A 15,093-nucleotide genomic window follows, 5' to 3' on the forward strand; every position below is an offset into this window, starting at 1 on the left:
ATGAAGCTGGCATTCTATGGCGCCACCGGGACCGTGACGGGGTCGAAGTATCTCGTGACGACGGACAACCAGCGGATCCTCGTGGACTGCGGCTTGTTCCAGGGTTACAAGCAGCTCCGCTTGCGCAATTGGGAGCGCTTTCCGGTCGATCCGGGCAGCATCGAGGCGGTGGTCCTGACCCATGCGCACATCGATCACACGGGTTATCTGCCGCTGCTGGTGCGCGACGGATTTCGGGGGCCGGTGTATTGCACGCCGGCAACCCGGGCCTTATGTGAGGTTCTCCTTCCGGACTGTGCCCATCTGCAGGAGGAGGAGGCCGAGTTTGCGAATCGTCGCGGCTATTCGCGGCACCGGCCCGCGCTGCCGTTGTATACGCAGGACGATGCGGCCGCGGCGCTGAAGCGGCTGCAGGTTTGCGATTTCGGTACTCCTTTTGCGATCGGAAAGGACTTGTCGGTCGAGCTGGCTCCATCCGGCCATCTGCTGGGCTCGGCCTTCGTGACGCTCGACCACGGTTCTCTACGCCTGGCATTTTCAGGCGATCTGGGACGCCCGCATGACCTGACGATGCGGCCACCGGTCAAGCTCCCGCGCGCGGATTACCTGGTGCTGGAGTCGACCTATGGCAATCGGCGCCATCCGGCCGTCGACCCTTTGGCGGTCCTTCGCGATGTGGTGAACCGCACCGCGGCCCGCGGCGGCGTCGTGCTGATCCCGGCATTTGCGGTCGGACGAGCGCAGACGGTGCTGTACTGCATCCGGCAGCTGAAGTTGCAAGGCGCAATTCCTGACTTGCCGGTCTACCTGGATAGCCCGATGGCCATCGACGCGACCCAGATCTTCCGTCGTTTCGCCGGTGAGCATCGTTTGGGCAGTGACGAATGCGAGGCCATGTGCCGCCATGTCAGCTACGTGAACACGGCTGACGAGTCGAAGGCGCTCAGCGCGTCGCGTGCGCCGATGATCCTGATTTCCGCGAGTGGCATGGCGACGGGCGGAAGGGTGCTGCACCATTTGAAGGCCTTTGCGCCCGATGCACGCAATACCATCCTGTTTACGGGCCATCAGGCTGGCGGTACGCGCGGTGCCCGGCTGCTCGGCGGTACCGACGAGATCAAGGTCCACGGCGATTACGTGCCGGTTCGTGCAGAGATCGGCGTGGTCGACAATCTTTCGTCTCACGCCGACTATCAGGAGACGCTCGACTGGCTGCAAGGGTTCGCGACTCCGCCGACGGAGATCTTCATCACCCACGGGGAGCCTGAAGCCGCGGATGCGCTGCGGCTGCGGATCGCGGAGCGCCTGGGCTGGCGGGTCCGGGTGCCGGAGTACCGCGAAGTGGTGGCGCTGAACTGAGGGCGGCCGCGGCCGGCAGCGCGCTGCTCCGCCTGGCCGCGCCCGACGACAGGAGTGTCTTGGAGGATGTGCGTGCGAAGACCGACGTGGGCGCGATGGGCGCCGATCTTCTCCTTGTGGCTGACGGGTTTGGTGGCGGTCGCGGCGGCACCCGTCGACGCGGACCTGTCCTGTCCGCCGTTGAATCTTGCGGTATCCCCGTCCGAACCCACCCCGTCATCCCATGCGCGAGGATTGCTGTGGAGGATCACCAGGGGTACGGCGGTGCCGAGTTACCTGTTCGGCACGATACACCTTGGCGACCCCGCGCTGGTGAGGATTCCCGAGCCGGTAGCCGACGCGCTGGATCGTAGTCGGCGCTTCGTCATGGAGGCGAAGCTGGATGTTGAGGAGATGGCGAACTGGTCCCGCAGCATGCTCAATACGGACGCCGACGCCCTCCGAAGCGAACTCGGCAGCCCGTTGTTCGGCCGTGCGATGGCCTTGTTGCCCCGCTACGGGATTCCGGACGCGATCGGTGCGATGTTGAAACCCTGGGCCTTGTATCTGACCTTGAGCACCCCGCCCGCAACGGGGGGATTGCCGCTGGATCTGGTGCTGGCCACGCGGGCCGAGAGTCAGGGCAAGACCGTCGAGGGTCTCGAAACGGTGGCTGAACAGGCTGACGTCATCGCCGGTCTGCCACGGGAGGAGCAGGTGGCGCTGGTCCGCGATGCGGTCTGTTACTACGAGACGCTGCAGGCTGACATCGAACAGACCAAACAACTCTATCTGAACCGTGATCTGGGCGCTCTCGCGGCGATGGCAACCCGCTACGGGCTCAGCGAGTCAGCGCGGTATCGACATCTGCTACAGCAACTCTTATGGGATCGTAACGCCCGGATGGTCGACCGGATGGAGCCCTTTCTTTCGGGCGGCGGCGCCTTCATCGCCATAGGCGCACTACACTTGCCGGGCCCGAAAGGCCTGCTGGGCCGGCTGGAGGCGCTCGGCTATCGTGTGACGCCCGTCTACTGAGCCCGACGCAGCTCGCTATGTGCGCAGTCGAGGACACGAGCGCTAGCCGTTGACCGCCAGGGTCAGGGTACCGGCGAGCAGCAGCGTTGCCAGCGCGACGGCCAGTCCCGCGACCGCGGCGACCGCACTGCTGCCACGTCGTTTTACGCTTGGGATAGTCCGGCGGGCGACGGCAATCCCGGCCGCCGTTGCCAACAGTATCGCTGCCGTGCTCGCTAGCGCGTGTTCACACCAGGGACAGTGCCGGGTTGCGGCCGGGTCGAAGTAATTGCAATGGGCCGCGAGGCCATGCCAGGGCCAGTCGCAACCACAGCTGAAAAGCCAGCCGCACAGCGGTGTCACGAGAAAGGCGACGCCGCCCGCGACCGCCAGAGAGCGACGGTCGGTCAGATGGCGACGAAGGGAAGACATGCTATGCAGCCCCGCTTGCCACGGTCTTGCTCATGACGTAGTCGTCGTAGACGAAGCCGCTGCCCGCGTCGGAAATCTCCTCCTGAGCGATTCGGAATCCGGCCCGTTGGTAGGCGCGGATCGCTCGCAGGTTCTTCTTGAAGACATAGAGCCGGATCTCCGGCAGCGCCCGGTCGTGGGCGGCGCGCTCGGCACAGGCCAACGCATGGGCCCCGAAACCCATTCCGTGGCATTCCGGCACGACGTACAGTTTACTGAGCCACAGGAGCGGTTCGGCCGGATCCGAACGCCAGGCGACGAAGCCAACGCGGGTCTGTTCCCGCTCGATCCAGCGGTAGGAGGCGCCGCGGTCGATGTCGGCCGCGATCAGCTCGGGACGATAGGCACGATCCCACAGGTGCCTGATGGCTGCCAGGGACAGAATGTCCGGGTAGTAATGCCGATGCCAGATGTCCCAGGCCATCGCGGACACTGCCGCGGCATCCAGCGGCAGCACCGGTGTCAATCGAGGTTCCTGTCGAAGGCCGTTCGTCGTGGCGGTGTCGCGCATGGGGGATGTTGATGCGACCTGCATCAGGCAGGCCCGCGGCGATGCCCGCCCGGTCTAACGGGAACCCGCCAGCGCGCCGACATACTTCAGATGACTGCCACAGCCGAAGCGGCAGTCCCCCGCGCCGAACCGGGGTACCAGAATATGCCCTCCGGTGACGCCATTGAGCAGGCATTCCGGCCGGGCAAAGCTGGTGACGGCTTCGATCGCGACACCCCGGGCGCCGAGTAGATAGTCGATGTGCCAGCGTGCCGGCTTTTCGGCCGTCAGATGACGTCCGATCCGTGCTGCGAGGTTCCGCCGCGCGCTGCCGGTGTACACGTAACGGCCTGCAGGAAAGTCGCATAGACCGAGAGCCCCGACGCGGACGCTCAGAGGTTCCGGAACCACGATATGCAATTGGTAGGCTCGGTGCACGGTGCTGATGTCCTTAGGCCGGGTTGTCGCTGGGTATATAGAAACAGTCCAAAGCGAAGGCGTCGGACACGTGAGCCATGAGCGCCTGGATCCCGAACTGCTCGGTCGCGTGGTGCCCGCCCGCAAACATGTAGATGCCCGCTTCCCTTGCTTCATGCCAATCATGCTCGCTCATCTCGCCGGTCACGTAGGCGTCGAGACCGGCGGCCACCGCGTCTTTCCAGCCGCCGTTGGCGCCGCCGGTGATGATGCCGATCGAGCGGATCGGCCGCGGGTCGTCGGGGGACGCCAGCAGCACCGCATGATCCAGCGCCGTCTGCAGGCGCATCCGTAACGCGGCGGCCGGCAGCGGCTCAGGCAAGCAGCCGCGGATACCGGTGGGCCGGCCCTGATGATTGCCGAAGGCATCGAGTTCGGTCAAGCCGATTCGCAGACCGAGCTGCGCGGCGTTGCCGATCTCCGGGTGCGCGTCCAGCGGCAGATGGTAGGCGAACAGATTGATGCCGTGGCGCACCAATGGGAAGACCCGTCGTGCGAACGGTCCGGTCAGGGTGCGCGCGCCATGGAACTGCCAGAACAGCCCGTGATGGACGATGAGCGCCTGTGCGTCCTGTTGCACCGCCACGGCAGCCGAGTGCGCCGTTGCCGACACAGAGAACGCGACCCGCGCGATCTCATCCGTTCCCTCGATCTGCAGCCCGTTGGGGCCGTAATCGGCAAATGAGGCCGGATCGAACAGTTCGGTAAGAAACCGGTCGAGTTCGGCGCGAGTCGTCGTGGCCGGGCCCACGAACAGGCGGCTGTCAGATGTCCTGCACCCATTCGGCGTCGCGGACGAACCGCTGTTTTTCGCGATGTTCCATTTCGGCGAGGTTCTGAAAGACTTCGCGCGCATGGGTATCGTCGATCTCGTTGGCGGTTTCGCGGTAGATGGCAATCAGTGCGTCGTCGAAGCGCATCGCCATCGTGATCACGTCGTCCACCGTCAGGTTGCTGCGCGTGCTGGAATGGGCGAGCAGCCCTTCGATGTTCGAGCTCGGCGCGTACTGCAACCACTGCTCGAGTATCTTGCGGCGCGTACCTTCTTCGAAGCGCTCCATGGCCTGCTGGCGGTTTCGCTCATGCCGGCTGAGGTAATCGAGCACCATCTTGACCCGGGTCTGTTCGGACTGAAGCCCGAGTTGATCGTAGGTCTCGCGCAGCCGTGTGTGCAGATCGATACCGTAGGCGAGTACGTCCTTGACCTGCTCGAAGTTATGCATTCTGGTTGTCATGATTCGATCCTCACTGTATTCGATTCCCTCCGGTCGCGGCGGTCGTTCCGCTCCGCATGGGCAAGTCGGCAGGACGGCGTCCATCGGGACCCAGTACCGTCGCACGACCTGTCCGAACGCACATCATAGCGCCGAACTTTTCGCAATGGCATAGCCGCTGATGCCCGGTACGGATGGCGGAGCGGGCTGGCTTCCGGCCGGTCCGGGGTTGAGTTCGTGTCACGCCTCCAACGGGTCTTCGATACCGCCGGCTCGGTTTGGCAATCCTTCCCTAGTCGGAGGATTCGCTGTACAGTCGGCAAACATTCCGGGATCGCGCGCCGGGGAGCACGCGGACCAAGGTGTCGGCGGCGGGCAATGCCCAGGGGGTTTCATGAACGTCGATCGGGTGCAGGTCGAGTCGCTCGTACCGCTGGCGATCTACTTCCTGCTGGTACTCGGCGTCGTCGGTGTGATGCTGGCCATTCCCCGCTTTGTCGCCCAGCGCCGCCGCAGTCAGGCGCGCGACGAGCCCTTCGAATCCGGCATCCTCTCGGTCGGCGATACCCACCTGCACCTCGGCGTGCATTTCTGGCCGATCGCGATCTTCTTCGTGATATTCGACCTGGAAGCCATCTTTATCTTCGCCTGGGCCGTAGCGGTGCGCGAGGTCGGCTGGCCCGGGTATCTGGAGATGCTGGTGTTCGTCAGTGTGCTGCTGGCTGCACTGGTTTATCTGTGGAAGCTGGGTGCGCTCGACTGGCGCACCCGCCGGCAGCAGCTGCAAGATTCATTGTTGTCGGAGCGGGGGTAAGCGCGATGCCCTGGACCTTGACCCGAGCCAGCGACGATCCCGCTCCGCGGCCGGGTGGAGCGCCGAACGAGGCCGCCATGAGCCGCAACGTCGTGCTGAGCCGCCTGGACGACCTGATCGCCTGGGGTCGCGCCCATTCCGTCTGGCCGTTCAACTTCGGTCTGTCGTGCTGTTACGTCGAGATGGCGACTGCCTTCACCAGCCGCCACGACATCGCCCGCTTCGGGTCGGAGGTGATCCGCGGCAGTCCTCGTCAGGCCGATCTGATCGTGATCTCCGGCACCGTTTTCCGGAAAATGGCGCCGGTCGTGCAGCGCCTGTATGAACAACTGCTGGAACCGCGCTGGGTCATCTCGATGGGATCGTGCGCCAATTCCGGCGGCATGTACGACATCTACAGCGTCGTGCAAGGCGTCGACAGCTTTTTACCGGTCGACGTCTATGTGCCGGGTTGTCCGCCGCGCCCCGAGGCGCTGCTCGAGGGACTGATCCTGCTGCAGCAGTCGATCGGCCGGGAGCGTCGCCCCATGGGCTTCGTGGTCGGCGAGGGTGGCCTTCAGGCAGCGCCCAAGCCGAGCCAGCGGGAGTTGAAAACGGCTGAGCGCATGCAGGCCGACCGGTTGCGGGATCCGGGCCAGGTGTAACGGGTTTCCAGGATGACCGAAGCCGCGTTGCAACGTCCGCCCCCCGCTGCCGAGCCGCCGGAGCCGGACATCGTGGCAGCGTTGCGCGGGCGCCTCGGTCCAGCCGGTTTGCTATGCCATCAGCCCACCCAGGACGGGATTCCGACCTGCTGGGTCGCTGCAGACCAGGTCCTGCCCGCGCTGCGCTACCTGAAGGACGAAGCCGCGCCCCGCTATGCGATGCTCTTCGATCTGACCGCGGTCGACGAGCGCCTCCGCCGTCACCGGGTCGGGCTCCCGGACAGCGATTTCACACTGGTCTATCAGCTGTTGTCGTTCGACAGCAATGACTGGTTCCGTTTAAAACTCGCCCTGCCCGCCGGCACCGCGAGCGCGCCGAGCATCACCGGTCTGTGGGCGTCTGCGAACTGGTATGAACGCGAGGTTTTCGATCTGTTCGGCATCGAGTTCGTCGGGCACCCGAACCTGCGCCGGATCATCATGCCACCGACCTGGCAGGGGCATCCGCTCCGGAAGGACCATCCGGCCCGCGCGACCGAAATGGGTCTGTTCAGTCTGCCGGCAGAGCGCCAAGCCTTCGAGCAGGAAGCCTTGCGGTTCGTGCCCGAGGAGTGGGGGATGCGGCGCAGCGGGGAGGACAACGACTTCCTGTTCCTGAACCTCGGGCCAAATCATCCCAGCGTCCACGGCGTGTTCCGCATCGCGTTGCAGCTGGATGGCGAGGAGATCGTCGACGCGGTGCCGGACATCGGCTATCACCACCGCGGCGCCGAGAAGATGGGGGAGCGCCAGAGCTGGCATAGCTACATTCCCTACACGGACCGGGTCGATTATCTTGGCGGCTCGCTGAACAATCTGCCCTACGTGATGGCCATAGAGCAAATGACCGGCATCGAGGTGCCGCCGCGCGCTCAGGTCATCCGGGTCATGATTTCGGAGTTCTACCGGATCGCCAGCCATTTACTGTTCTATGGAACCTTCGCTCAGGATGTCGGCCAGATGTCCCCGGTCTTCTACACCTTCGTCGACCGCGAGAAGGTGTTCGACATCGTCGAGTCCATCACCGGTGCGCGGATGCATTCGAGCTTCTTCCGGATCGGCGGCGTGGCCGCGGATCTGCCACAGGGGTGGGACCGGCGTGTGCGCGAGTTTGTCGATTGGCTGCCACCGCGCCTGGACGAATACGACGGCATGGTCATGCAGAACGGTTTGCTGAAACGGCGCACGCAAGGGATAGGGGTTTACGACACCGAGCAGGCCATCGCCTGGGGCGTGACCGGCGCCGGGCTGCGGGCCACCGGGCTAGCCTGGGACTTTCGCAAGGCGCGGCCTTACTCCGGCTACGAGAATTTCGAGTTCGAGGTTCCGACCGGTCGCAATGGGGACTGCTACGACCGCTGCGCCGTACGGGTCGATGAGATGCGGCAGAGTGTTCGCATCATCCGGCAATGCCTCGCGCACATGCCCGAAGGTCCTTATAAGGCACGGCATCCGCTGACGACGCCACCGCCCAAGGAACGGACGATGCATGACATCGAGACCCTCATCCAGCATTTCCTGAGCGTCAGCTGGGGGCCGGTCATTCCGCCCGGCGAGGGCTTCGCCTGCATCGAGGCCACCAAGGGCCTCAACGGCTATTACTTGACCAGCGACGGCGGCACGATGTCATACCGGACCCGTATCCGGACACCCTCGTTCCCACATCTGCAGCTGATCCCGGACATGGCCCGGGGCCTGATGATCGCCGATCTGATCGCGATCCTGGCCAGCATCGATTTCGTCATGGCCGACGTGGACCGGTGAGGAGCTAATGATGACGCCGGAAACGATCCTGACCGCGGCCGAAATCGCCGAGATCCAGGCCGAACTCGCGCATTACCCTAGCCCGTCGGCGGCGTCGATCGAGGCGCTCAAGGTCGTGCAGAAGCACCGCGGCTGGGTGGCGGACGAGCCGCTGAAGGCCGTAGCTTCCTTGCTGAACATGTCGCCCGAGGATCTGGATGCCGTCGCGACGTTCTACAACCTGATCTTTCGCAAGCCGGTGGGGCGCACGGTGATCTACTGCTGTAACAGCGTCAGCTGCTGGATGCTCGAGGCCGATGTGGTCCGCGAGCGCCTGTCCGAGCGACTTGGCATCGGCTTCGGCGAGACGACCCCGGATGGTGCGTACACCCTGTTGCCGATCGTCTGCCTGGGCGCTTGTGACCATGCGCCGGTCGTCATGGTCGGCGAGCGTCTATGCCACGATGTCAGGCCGGCACAGATCGACGCCGTCTTCGCTGACGATGTCGGCCCGGCAAGCACGGCGTCCGCGCGATGAGCGGTACCGCTACCCCACTGACGCAAAACGTTCGCCTCGACGGCGCCGCGGCGACGCTCGAACAATATCGGCGAACTGGCGGTTACCGCGGGCTTGAACGGGCGTTGGAAGAGCTGCCACCCGAGGCCGTGCAACAGGAAGTCAAGGACGCGGGACTGCGCGGCCGCGGCGGCGCCGGCTTCCCGACCGGCGTCAAATGGGGACTGGTGCCGATGGGCGACGACGCGGGGCAGAAGTACCTGGTCGTCAACGCCGACGAGATGGAACCGGGCACCTTCAAGGATCGCTACCTGATGGAGCGTGACCCGCACCAGCTGATCGAGGGTGTCGCGATCGCTGCTTATGCCGTGCAGGCCAGCGTCGCCTACGTCTTTCTGCGCGGCGAATATCATCTGGCGGCCGAGCGGCTCAAGCGAGCGATGGCCGAGGCCCTGGATCAGAGCTATCTCGGCTCGAATATCTGCAGCTCGTCCTTCAGCCTGGAACTGCATCTGCACAGCAGCGCCGGCCGCTACATCTGCGGTGAGGAAACCGCGCTGCTTAACTCGCTCGAAGGCAAGCGCGCGACGCCGCGGGCCAAACCCCCGTTTCCGCAGATCAGCGGCCTGTGGGGACGCCCCACGGTCGTCAACAATGTCGAGACACTGTGCAATGTGCCGCACATCCTCAGGGAAGGCGTGGCCTGGTACCGCGCGCTGACTGCCAGCGTCGATCCCGGCACCAAGTTGTTTGGCGCCAGCGGGCGGGTCCGGCGCCCCGGCTTGTGGGAACTGCCGATGGGCACGACGATACGGGAGATAATCGAGGACCATGCGGGCGGGATGCGGGACGGCTACCGGCTCCGCGGCCTGCTGCCCGGCGGGGCGTCCACCGATTTCCTGCTGCCGGAACACCTCGACGTGCCGATGGAGTTCGACGCGGTTGCCAAGGCCGGCAGCCGGATGGGCACGGGCACGATGATCGTGCTCGACGACCGAACCTGTCCGGTGCAGATGGTGTTGAACCTCGAGCGTTTCTTCGCGCAGGAGTCCTGCGGCTGGTGCACGCCCTGCCGCGACGGTCTGCCTTGGACGGTGCGCCTGCTCGAAGACCTCGTGGCCGGCCAGGGGCGGGCCGAGGACTTGGAACAACTGGGCCGCCTTTGTCGCCTGATGGGTCCAGGAAACACTTTCTGCGCGCTCGCGCCGGGCGCGGCCGAGCCGCTGCAGAGTGCGTTGAAGCATTTCCTCGGCGATTTCGAACGCTATTTGCCGCGGCAGTCGGAGGTCGCCTGATGGTCGGAATCGTCGTCGATGGCGAGCCACATGAGGTCCCTGCCGGCGGCAATCTGCTGCAGAGCCTATTGTCGCTGGGGCTGGACCTGCCGTATTTCTGCTGGCACCCGGCGCTGGGTTCGGTCGGTGCGTGCCGGCAGTGTGCGGTCGTGCAGTATCGCGACGAGAACGATGTGACCGGCCGTGTGGCGATGGCGTGCATGACGCCGGTCGCCGAGGGGCTGCGGATCGGCTTGAAGGCGCCGGCTGCGGTCGAGTTCCGCGCCGGCATCATCGAACTGCTGATGACCAATCATCCGCACGACTGCCCGGTCTGTGAGGAAGGCGGCGAGTGTCATCTGCAGGACATGACCGTGATGACCGGCCACACCTTCCGGCAGTACCGCGGGCTCAAGCGCACCCACCGCAATCAGTATCTCGGTCCGTTCATCAACCACGAGATGAACCGCTGTATCGCCTGCTACCGCTGCGTCCGCTTTTATCGCGACTATGCCGGCGGTGATGACCTGCAGGTGTTTGCCTCCCGCAATCAGGTCTATTTTGGCCGTTTCGAGGACGGTGCGCTGGAGAACGAGTTCAGCGGCAACCTGGTCGAGGTCTGCCCGACGGGCGTGTTCACCGATCGTACCTTCAGCGCGCATTTCACACGCAAGTGGGATCTGCAGACCGCGCCATCCGTTTGCGTGCATTGTGGGGTGGGGTGCAACACGACGCCCGGCGAGCGCTATGGCACGCTGAAGCGGGTGATCAACCGCTATCACGGCGACCTCAATGGCTATTTCCTGTGCGACCGTGGGCGTTTCGGTTACGGCTTCGTGAATTGCGCCGATCGCCTGACCGAACCGATGTTGCACGGTCAGCCGGTCACGCGCGCCGAGGGTAGAGCGCGACTGAGGGATGTGACCTTCAAGGGCGCGATCGGGATAGGCTCGCCGCGGGCCTCGCTCGAGGCGAACTTCGCGTTGCGCGAACTGGTCGGGCCCGAGAACTTCTATGCGGGGTGTGCTGACGCCGATTACGCGATGCTCGACACGATACGGCGCGTGCTGGCGTCATGGCCGGTGCATAGCCCTAGCTTGCGCGAGGTCGAAGGGGCCGACGTCGTGCTGGTGCTGGGCGAGGATGTCGGCAATACCGCACCGCGCCTCGCGCTGGCGATCCGCCAAGCCACTCGAAATTGCATGTTGGCCGCTGCCGCGGAGCTGAAGATCGCGCCGTGGCAGGATGCCGCCGTCCGCGAACTGGCCCAGCAGGTCCGTGGCCCGCTGTTCGTACTCGCGACGACGGGGACGCGTCTGGACGAACTGGCCGAGGTCGTGGTCCGGCGAACCCCTGCCGACATTGCCCGTTTGGGCTTCGCGATCGCGCATGCGCTGGAGCCTGCGGCGCCCGCCGTTTCCGGGCTGTCCGACGAGGACCGGCAACACGCCGAGTCGATAGCCGAGGCCCTCAAACGGGCAGACAACCCACTGGTGGTCAGCGGAACCGGCAGTGGTGAGCCGGCCATCGTGGAGGCTGCAGCGCAGATTGCTTGCGCGCTGAGTCGCCGCCGCAAGCAGCCGGCATCCGTATCCTTCGTCGTGCCCGAATGCAACAGCCTGGGTCTTATGCTGCTGGACCCGAAGCGCCTGGGCAAGGCGCTGGAGAGTGCAGAGAGCGGATCAGTGCCGGCGGCAATCGTGCTTGAGAGCGACTTGTTTCGGAGCGCGAGAACAGAGGCGGTCGAAAGCTTCCTGTCACGCGTGGGGGAAACGGTACTGCTCGATCACTCGCCGCAGGCAACCGCTCACCGAGCTCAGATCGTGCTGCCGGTAGGCACTTTCGCCGAGACCGAGGGAACGTTCGTCAACGGCGAGGGCAGGGCGCAGCGGTTCTTCGCGGCGATGTCGCCGCGCGGCGCAGCGATGGATAGCTGGCGTTGGCTCGCCGAGGCACATCCCCGACACGATTGGCAGTGCCTGGACGAGGTCACAGGGGCCTGCGCGGCGGCCATTCCAGTCCTGGCCCGGATGGTCGATGCGGCGCCCCGCGCGGATTTCAGGATCGATGGGCTGAAGATCCCCAGACAGACGCACCGCCGCAGCGGGCGGACGGCGGCTTCCGCGCATATCGATATCCGCGAGCCGCAGCCGCAAGACGACACCGACTCGGCCCTGGCATTCACGATGGAGGGTGATGCTTTCGATGCGCCGGCGGCGCTGCGAACCTACAGCTGGGCGCCGAGTTGGAACTCGAACGGCCAGTCGATAGCCAAGTTCCAGGACGAGGTCGGCGGCGCACTGCGCGGAGGCGATCCGGGCGTCCGGCTGTTTGAGCCGGTTCAGCGAGGTGCAGCCCCCTGGTTCACCGAGATACCCAGGGCCGTAGCCGCCGAGCCCGGCGTGTGGCTCACGGTTCCGCGATATCACGTGTTCGGCAGCGAAGCACTTTCGGCGCGCGCCGAATCGGTCGTAGAGCGCATCCCGGCGCCTTATGTCGCCTTGCATCCCAGCGATCTCGCTCGGCTGGGACATGCGGATTCCGTGGAACTGAACTGGCACGGATTTCGGGAAGTGCTGCCGGTGCTGGCCGACGACACCGTGGTTCCCGGCACCATCGGCGTGCCGGTTGGCCTCCCCGGCATGCCCTGCGGTCCCTGTCCGCGAACCTTGGCCTTGCGCAAGGCCGAACCGCACGGCTCCGGAGTCAGCACGTGAGCGTGGGGTCGCCGCTGAACATCGGACTGATCCTCGGGGCCGTGATCGCGACGGCCGCGGTGTTGATCTGGGTCGAGCGCCGGCTGCTGGCCGTCTGGCAGGACCGGCTGGGCCCGAACCGGCTAGGACCTTTGGGCTTGCTGCAGGTCGCGGCCGACATGATCAAGATCCTCAGCAAGGAAGACTGGGTTCCGCCCTTCGCCGACAAGGGCGTATTCGTTTTCGCACCCACCGTCATCATGGTCACGATGCTGACCGCCTTCGCGGTCGTGCCGATCGCACCGGACGTCGGCATCATCGACTTCAATTTCGGGCTGCTGTATTTCCTCGCCTTGTCGTCGCTATCGGTCTACAGTGCGGTGCTCGCGGGCTATGCATCGAACAACAAGTATTCGCTGTATGGCGCGTTGCGCGCCTCGGCGCAGACGCTGAGCTACGAGGTCTTCATGGGCCTGTCGGTCATGGGGGTGGTGATGCTGGCCGGCACCTTCGACCTGCGGGTCATCGTCGAGGCCCAACAAAATCTCTGGTACATCGTGCCGCAGTGCCTGGGATTCGCGGTGTTCTTCATCGCGGCGCTGGCCGAGAGTCACCGGACCCCATTCGACCTTCCCGAGGCCGAACATGAACTCGTCGCGGGTTTCCATACCGAGTATTCGGGCATCAAGTTCGGCATGTTTTTTGTCGGCGAGTACATCGGCATCACGCTGAGTTCGGCCATGATGGTGACGCTATTCTTCGGCGGCTGGCACGGTCCGTTGTTGCCGCCCGTGGTCTGGTTCGTGCTGAAGACCGCGGTTTTCATCATGCTGTTCATCCTGATCCGCGGCTCGCTGCCGAGACCCCGCTACGATCAGTTGATGGCCTTCGGCTGGAAGGTCATGCTGCCGCTGGCCTTGGTCAACCTGATGCTGACCGGGGCGCTGGTGCTGATGGTCGGGAGTGACGCGTGATGGCCGGTCTGCGGCAGATCGCCATGCAGGGGCGGGCGGTGCTGGGCATCGTGCTGAGTCAGTTCCGAACGCTGTGGCGGGTGCTGGGACATACCTTCACGCGGGCCGACACGGTTCAGTATCCGGAACAAAAGCCCGCGCTATCCCCACGCTACCGCGGGCGCATCGTGTTGACGCGCGACCCCGACGGGGAGGAACGCTGCGTCGCGTGCAACCTGTGCGCCGTCGTGTGCCCGGTCGCGTGCATCGCGCTGCAGAAGGCCGAGGACGCGCACGGCCGCTGGTATCCCGAATTCTTTCGCATCAATTTCTCGCGCTGCATTTTGTGCGGCCTGTGCGAGGAAGCCTGTCCGACCTATGCGATCCAGTTGACACCCGACTTCGAGATGGCCGAATACGACCGGCGCAACATGGTGTATGAGAAGGAGCATCTGCTGATCGACGGCCCGGGGAAGTACCATGACTACAACTTCTACCGCGTCGCCGGCAAGAGCATCGGCGGGAAGGACAAGGGCGAGGCGGAGCATGAAGCGCCCCCGATCGATATCCACAGCCTGCTGCCATGAAGGAACAGGGATGCTGTTGACCTTGTTCTACACCGCGGCCGCCGTCGCCGTGATCTCGACCGCGCTGGTCGTCACCCAGCTGAACGCGGTGCATGCGCTTTTGTACCTGATACTGTCGCTGATCGCATCGGCAGTTGTGTTTTACCTGATGGGGGCCTATTTCGCCGCGCTGCTGGAGGTGATCGTCTATGCCGGCGCCGTCATGGTGCTATTCCTGTTCGTCGTGATGTTGCTGAACCTCGGCCAGCGTACCATCGAACAGGAGCAGGCCTGGCTGCAGCCCGGAAGCTGGCGTGGTCCGGCAGTGCTGGCAGGCGTGTTGCTGACCGAACTGTTGTGGGTGCTTGCAACGGGGTCCGCGGCGGAAACCGGCCATGTCGTCAGCTCCAAGGAGGTCGGCATCCGGTTGTTCGGGCCGTATGTGTTGGCGGTCGAACTGGCCTCGATGCTGCTGTTGGCGGGTCTGGTGGGGGCCTATCATCTGGCGCGCCGCGGGGGCCGGCTGCGATGAACGCGATCCCTCTGGAACATGGTCTGGCCTTGGCTGCCATCCTGTTCGCGCTCGGACTTATCGGCGTGATGGTGCGGCGCAATCTGATATCGGTATTGATGTCGCTCGAAATCATGCTGAATGCCGCCGGACTGGCCTTCATCGTCGCGGGTTCGCGTTGGGACCAGGCGGACGGCCAGATCATGCTGCTGCTGGTGCTGAGCCTGGCCGCGGCCGAGGTCGGCGTGGCGCTGGGTCTGGTCATGCAGGTCTACCGGCGTTTTCGCACGCTGGACATCGACGCGCTAAGCCAGATGAAGGGCTGACGG

At 64.8% G+C, this 15,093-nt stretch carries 17 protein-coding genes; 12 read left to right on the plus strand and 5 right to left on the minus strand.

The genetic code is table 11. From position 1 onward, the window contains the following. Together BWR02_RS03430 and BWR02_RS03435 are read left to right on the plus strand one after the other, a co-directional pair. Complete coding sequence (locus tag BWR02_RS03430; protein ID WP_139556353.1) at positions 1-1,359, plus strand: MBL fold metallo-hydrolase RNA specificity domain-containing protein; 1,359 nt, start codon at positions 1-3, stop codon at positions 1,357-1,359. Between the two features lie 72 nt (positions 1,360-1,431). Continuing rightward, on the plus strand, positions 1,432-2,376 hold the full coding sequence (locus BWR02_RS03435) for a TraB/GumN family protein (protein WP_162559989.1): 945 nt from the start codon (positions 1,432-1,434) through the stop codon (positions 2,374-2,376). A 42-nt stretch (positions 2,377-2,418) separates the two neighbouring features. On the opposite strand, the gene BWR02_RS03440 is transcribed toward BWR02_RS03435, so the two are convergent. From BWR02_RS03440 to BWR02_RS03460, 5 genes are read right to left on the minus strand one after another with little or no spacing between them, the layout of a single operon-like run. Then, a complete protein-coding gene (locus tag BWR02_RS03440) occupies positions 2,419-2,787 on the minus strand; it encodes a hypothetical protein (protein ID WP_139556355.1) in 369 nt (122 codons plus the stop codon). 1 nt (position 2,788) lies between these two features. After that, a complete protein-coding gene (locus BWR02_RS03445) occupies positions 2,789-3,337 on the minus strand; it encodes a GNAT family N-acetyltransferase (RefSeq protein WP_162559990.1) in 549 nt (182 codons plus the stop codon). A 54-nt stretch (positions 3,338-3,391) separates the two neighbouring features. Then, positions 3,392-3,754: a GIY-YIG nuclease family protein gene (locus BWR02_RS03450; RefSeq protein ID WP_236101874.1), complete on the minus strand. Its 363-nt coding sequence runs from the start codon at positions 3,752-3,754 to the stop codon at positions 3,392-3,394. Between the two features lie 13 nt (positions 3,755-3,767). Then, complete coding sequence (locus BWR02_RS03455; protein ID WP_236101876.1) at positions 3,768-4,544, minus strand: Nif3-like dinuclear metal center hexameric protein; 777 nt, start codon at positions 4,542-4,544, stop codon at positions 3,768-3,770. Between the two features lie 13 nt (positions 4,545-4,557). Further along, entirely contained in the window at positions 4,558-5,028 is a 471-nt protein-coding gene (locus BWR02_RS03460; RefSeq protein ID WP_139556358.1) for a ferritin family protein, read from the minus strand. 373 nt (positions 5,029-5,401) lie between these two features. On the opposite strand from BWR02_RS03460, the gene ndhC reads away from it, so the two are divergent. Genes ndhC through nuoK form a run of 10 tightly spaced genes read left to right on the plus strand, consistent with a single transcriptional unit; the run spans position 5,402 to position 15,090 of the window. Continuing rightward, complete coding sequence (gene ndhC, locus BWR02_RS03465) at positions 5,402-5,821, plus strand: NADH-quinone oxidoreductase subunit A (RefSeq protein WP_139556359.1); 420 nt, start codon at positions 5,402-5,404, stop codon at positions 5,819-5,821. 5 nt (positions 5,822-5,826) lie between these two features. After that, positions 5,827-6,465 (plus strand): NuoB/complex I 20 kDa subunit family protein, encoded by a 639-nt coding sequence (locus tag BWR02_RS03470; protein WP_139556360.1) that lies wholly within the window; start codon positions 5,827-5,829, stop codon positions 6,463-6,465. 12 nt (positions 6,466-6,477) lie between these two features. Beyond that, positions 6,478-8,268: an NADH-quinone oxidoreductase subunit C/D gene (gene nuoC / locus BWR02_RS03475; RefSeq protein WP_139556361.1), complete on the plus strand. Its 1,791-nt coding sequence runs from the start codon at positions 6,478-6,480 to the stop codon at positions 8,266-8,268. A 10-nt stretch (positions 8,269-8,278) separates the two neighbouring features. Then, positions 8,279-8,785: an NADH-quinone oxidoreductase subunit NuoE gene (nuoE, locus tag BWR02_RS03480; protein WP_139556362.1), complete on the plus strand. Its 507-nt coding sequence runs from the start codon at positions 8,279-8,281 to the stop codon at positions 8,783-8,785. Beyond that, positions 8,782-10,059 (plus strand): NADH-quinone oxidoreductase subunit NuoF, encoded by a 1,278-nt coding sequence (gene nuoF / locus BWR02_RS03485; protein ID WP_139556363.1) that lies wholly within the window; start codon positions 8,782-8,784, stop codon positions 10,057-10,059. Before nuoE ends, nuoF begins: the two co-directional genes overlap by 4 nt. Beyond that, positions 10,059-12,755, plus strand: a complete 2,697-nt coding sequence (gene nuoG, locus BWR02_RS03490; protein ID WP_139556364.1) for an NADH-quinone oxidoreductase subunit NuoG — start codon at positions 10,059-10,061, stop codon at positions 12,753-12,755. The genes nuoF and nuoG overlap by 1 nt, the downstream gene beginning before the upstream one ends. Next, positions 12,752-13,708 carry an NADH-quinone oxidoreductase subunit NuoH gene (gene nuoH, locus BWR02_RS03495; RefSeq protein WP_139556365.1) on the plus strand — a complete coding sequence of 319 codons (957 nt, stop codon included), beginning with the start codon at positions 12,752-12,754 and terminating at the stop codon, positions 13,706-13,708. The genes nuoG and nuoH overlap by 4 nt, the downstream gene beginning before the upstream one ends. Before the next feature lie 50 nt (positions 13,709-13,758). Next, positions 13,759-14,274, plus strand: a complete 516-nt coding sequence (nuoI, locus tag BWR02_RS03500) for an NADH-quinone oxidoreductase subunit NuoI (protein ID WP_139556479.1) — start codon at positions 13,759-13,761, stop codon at positions 14,272-14,274. A gap of 10 nt (positions 14,275-14,284) precedes the next feature. Then, positions 14,285-14,785: an NADH-quinone oxidoreductase subunit J gene (nuoJ, locus tag BWR02_RS03505; protein ID WP_139556366.1), complete on the plus strand. Its 501-nt coding sequence runs from the start codon at positions 14,285-14,287 to the stop codon at positions 14,783-14,785. Next, positions 14,782-15,090, plus strand: coding sequence for an NADH-quinone oxidoreductase subunit NuoK (gene nuoK, locus BWR02_RS03510; protein ID WP_139556367.1), 309 nt, complete (start codon positions 14,782-14,784; stop codon positions 15,088-15,090). Before nuoJ ends, nuoK begins: the two co-directional genes overlap by 4 nt. Positions 15,091-15,093: the final 3 nt, after the last annotated feature.

It is taken from the genome of Methylotetracoccus oryzae (assembly GCF_006175985.1).
GTDB lineage: Bacteria > Pseudomonadota > Gammaproteobacteria > Methylococcales > Methylococcaceae > Methylotetracoccus > Methylotetracoccus oryzae.

Bases quoted from the DNA above. Each gene is read 5' to 3' on its own strand.
- BWR02_RS03430 (WP_139556353.1), top strand. From the start codon at position 1: ATGAAGCTGGCATTCTATGGCGCCACCGGGACCGTGACGGGGTCGAAG.
- BWR02_RS03440 (WP_139556355.1), bottom strand. From the start codon at position 2,787: ATGTCTTCCCTTCGTCGCCATCTGACCGACCGTCGCTCTCTGGCGGTC.
- BWR02_RS03445 (WP_162559990.1), bottom strand. From the start codon at position 3,337: ATGCGCGACACCGCCACGACGAACGGCCTTCGACAGGAACCTCGATTG.
- BWR02_RS03460 (WP_139556358.1), bottom strand. From the start codon at position 5,028: ATGACAACCAGAATGCATAACTTCGAGCAGGTCAAGGACGTACTCGCC.
- ndhC (WP_139556359.1), top strand. From the start codon at position 5,402: ATGAACGTCGATCGGGTGCAGGTCGAGTCGCTCGTACCGCTGGCGATC.
- BWR02_RS03470 (WP_139556360.1), top strand. From the start codon at position 5,827: ATGCCCTGGACCTTGACCCGAGCCAGCGACGATCCCGCTCCGCGGCCG.
- nuoC (WP_139556361.1), top strand. From the start codon at position 6,478: ATGACCGAAGCCGCGTTGCAACGTCCGCCCCCCGCTGCCGAGCCGCCG.
- nuoE (WP_139556362.1), top strand. From the start codon at position 8,279: ATGACGCCGGAAACGATCCTGACCGCGGCCGAAATCGCCGAGATCCAG.
- nuoF (WP_139556363.1), top strand. From the start codon at position 8,782: ATGAGCGGTACCGCTACCCCACTGACGCAAAACGTTCGCCTCGACGGC.
- nuoG (WP_139556364.1), top strand. From the start codon at position 10,059: ATGGTCGGAATCGTCGTCGATGGCGAGCCACATGAGGTCCCTGCCGGC.
- nuoJ (WP_139556366.1), top strand. From the start codon at position 14,285: ATGCTGTTGACCTTGTTCTACACCGCGGCCGCCGTCGCCGTGATCTCG.
- nuoK (WP_139556367.1), top strand. From the start codon at position 14,782: ATGAACGCGATCCCTCTGGAACATGGTCTGGCCTTGGCTGCCATCCTG.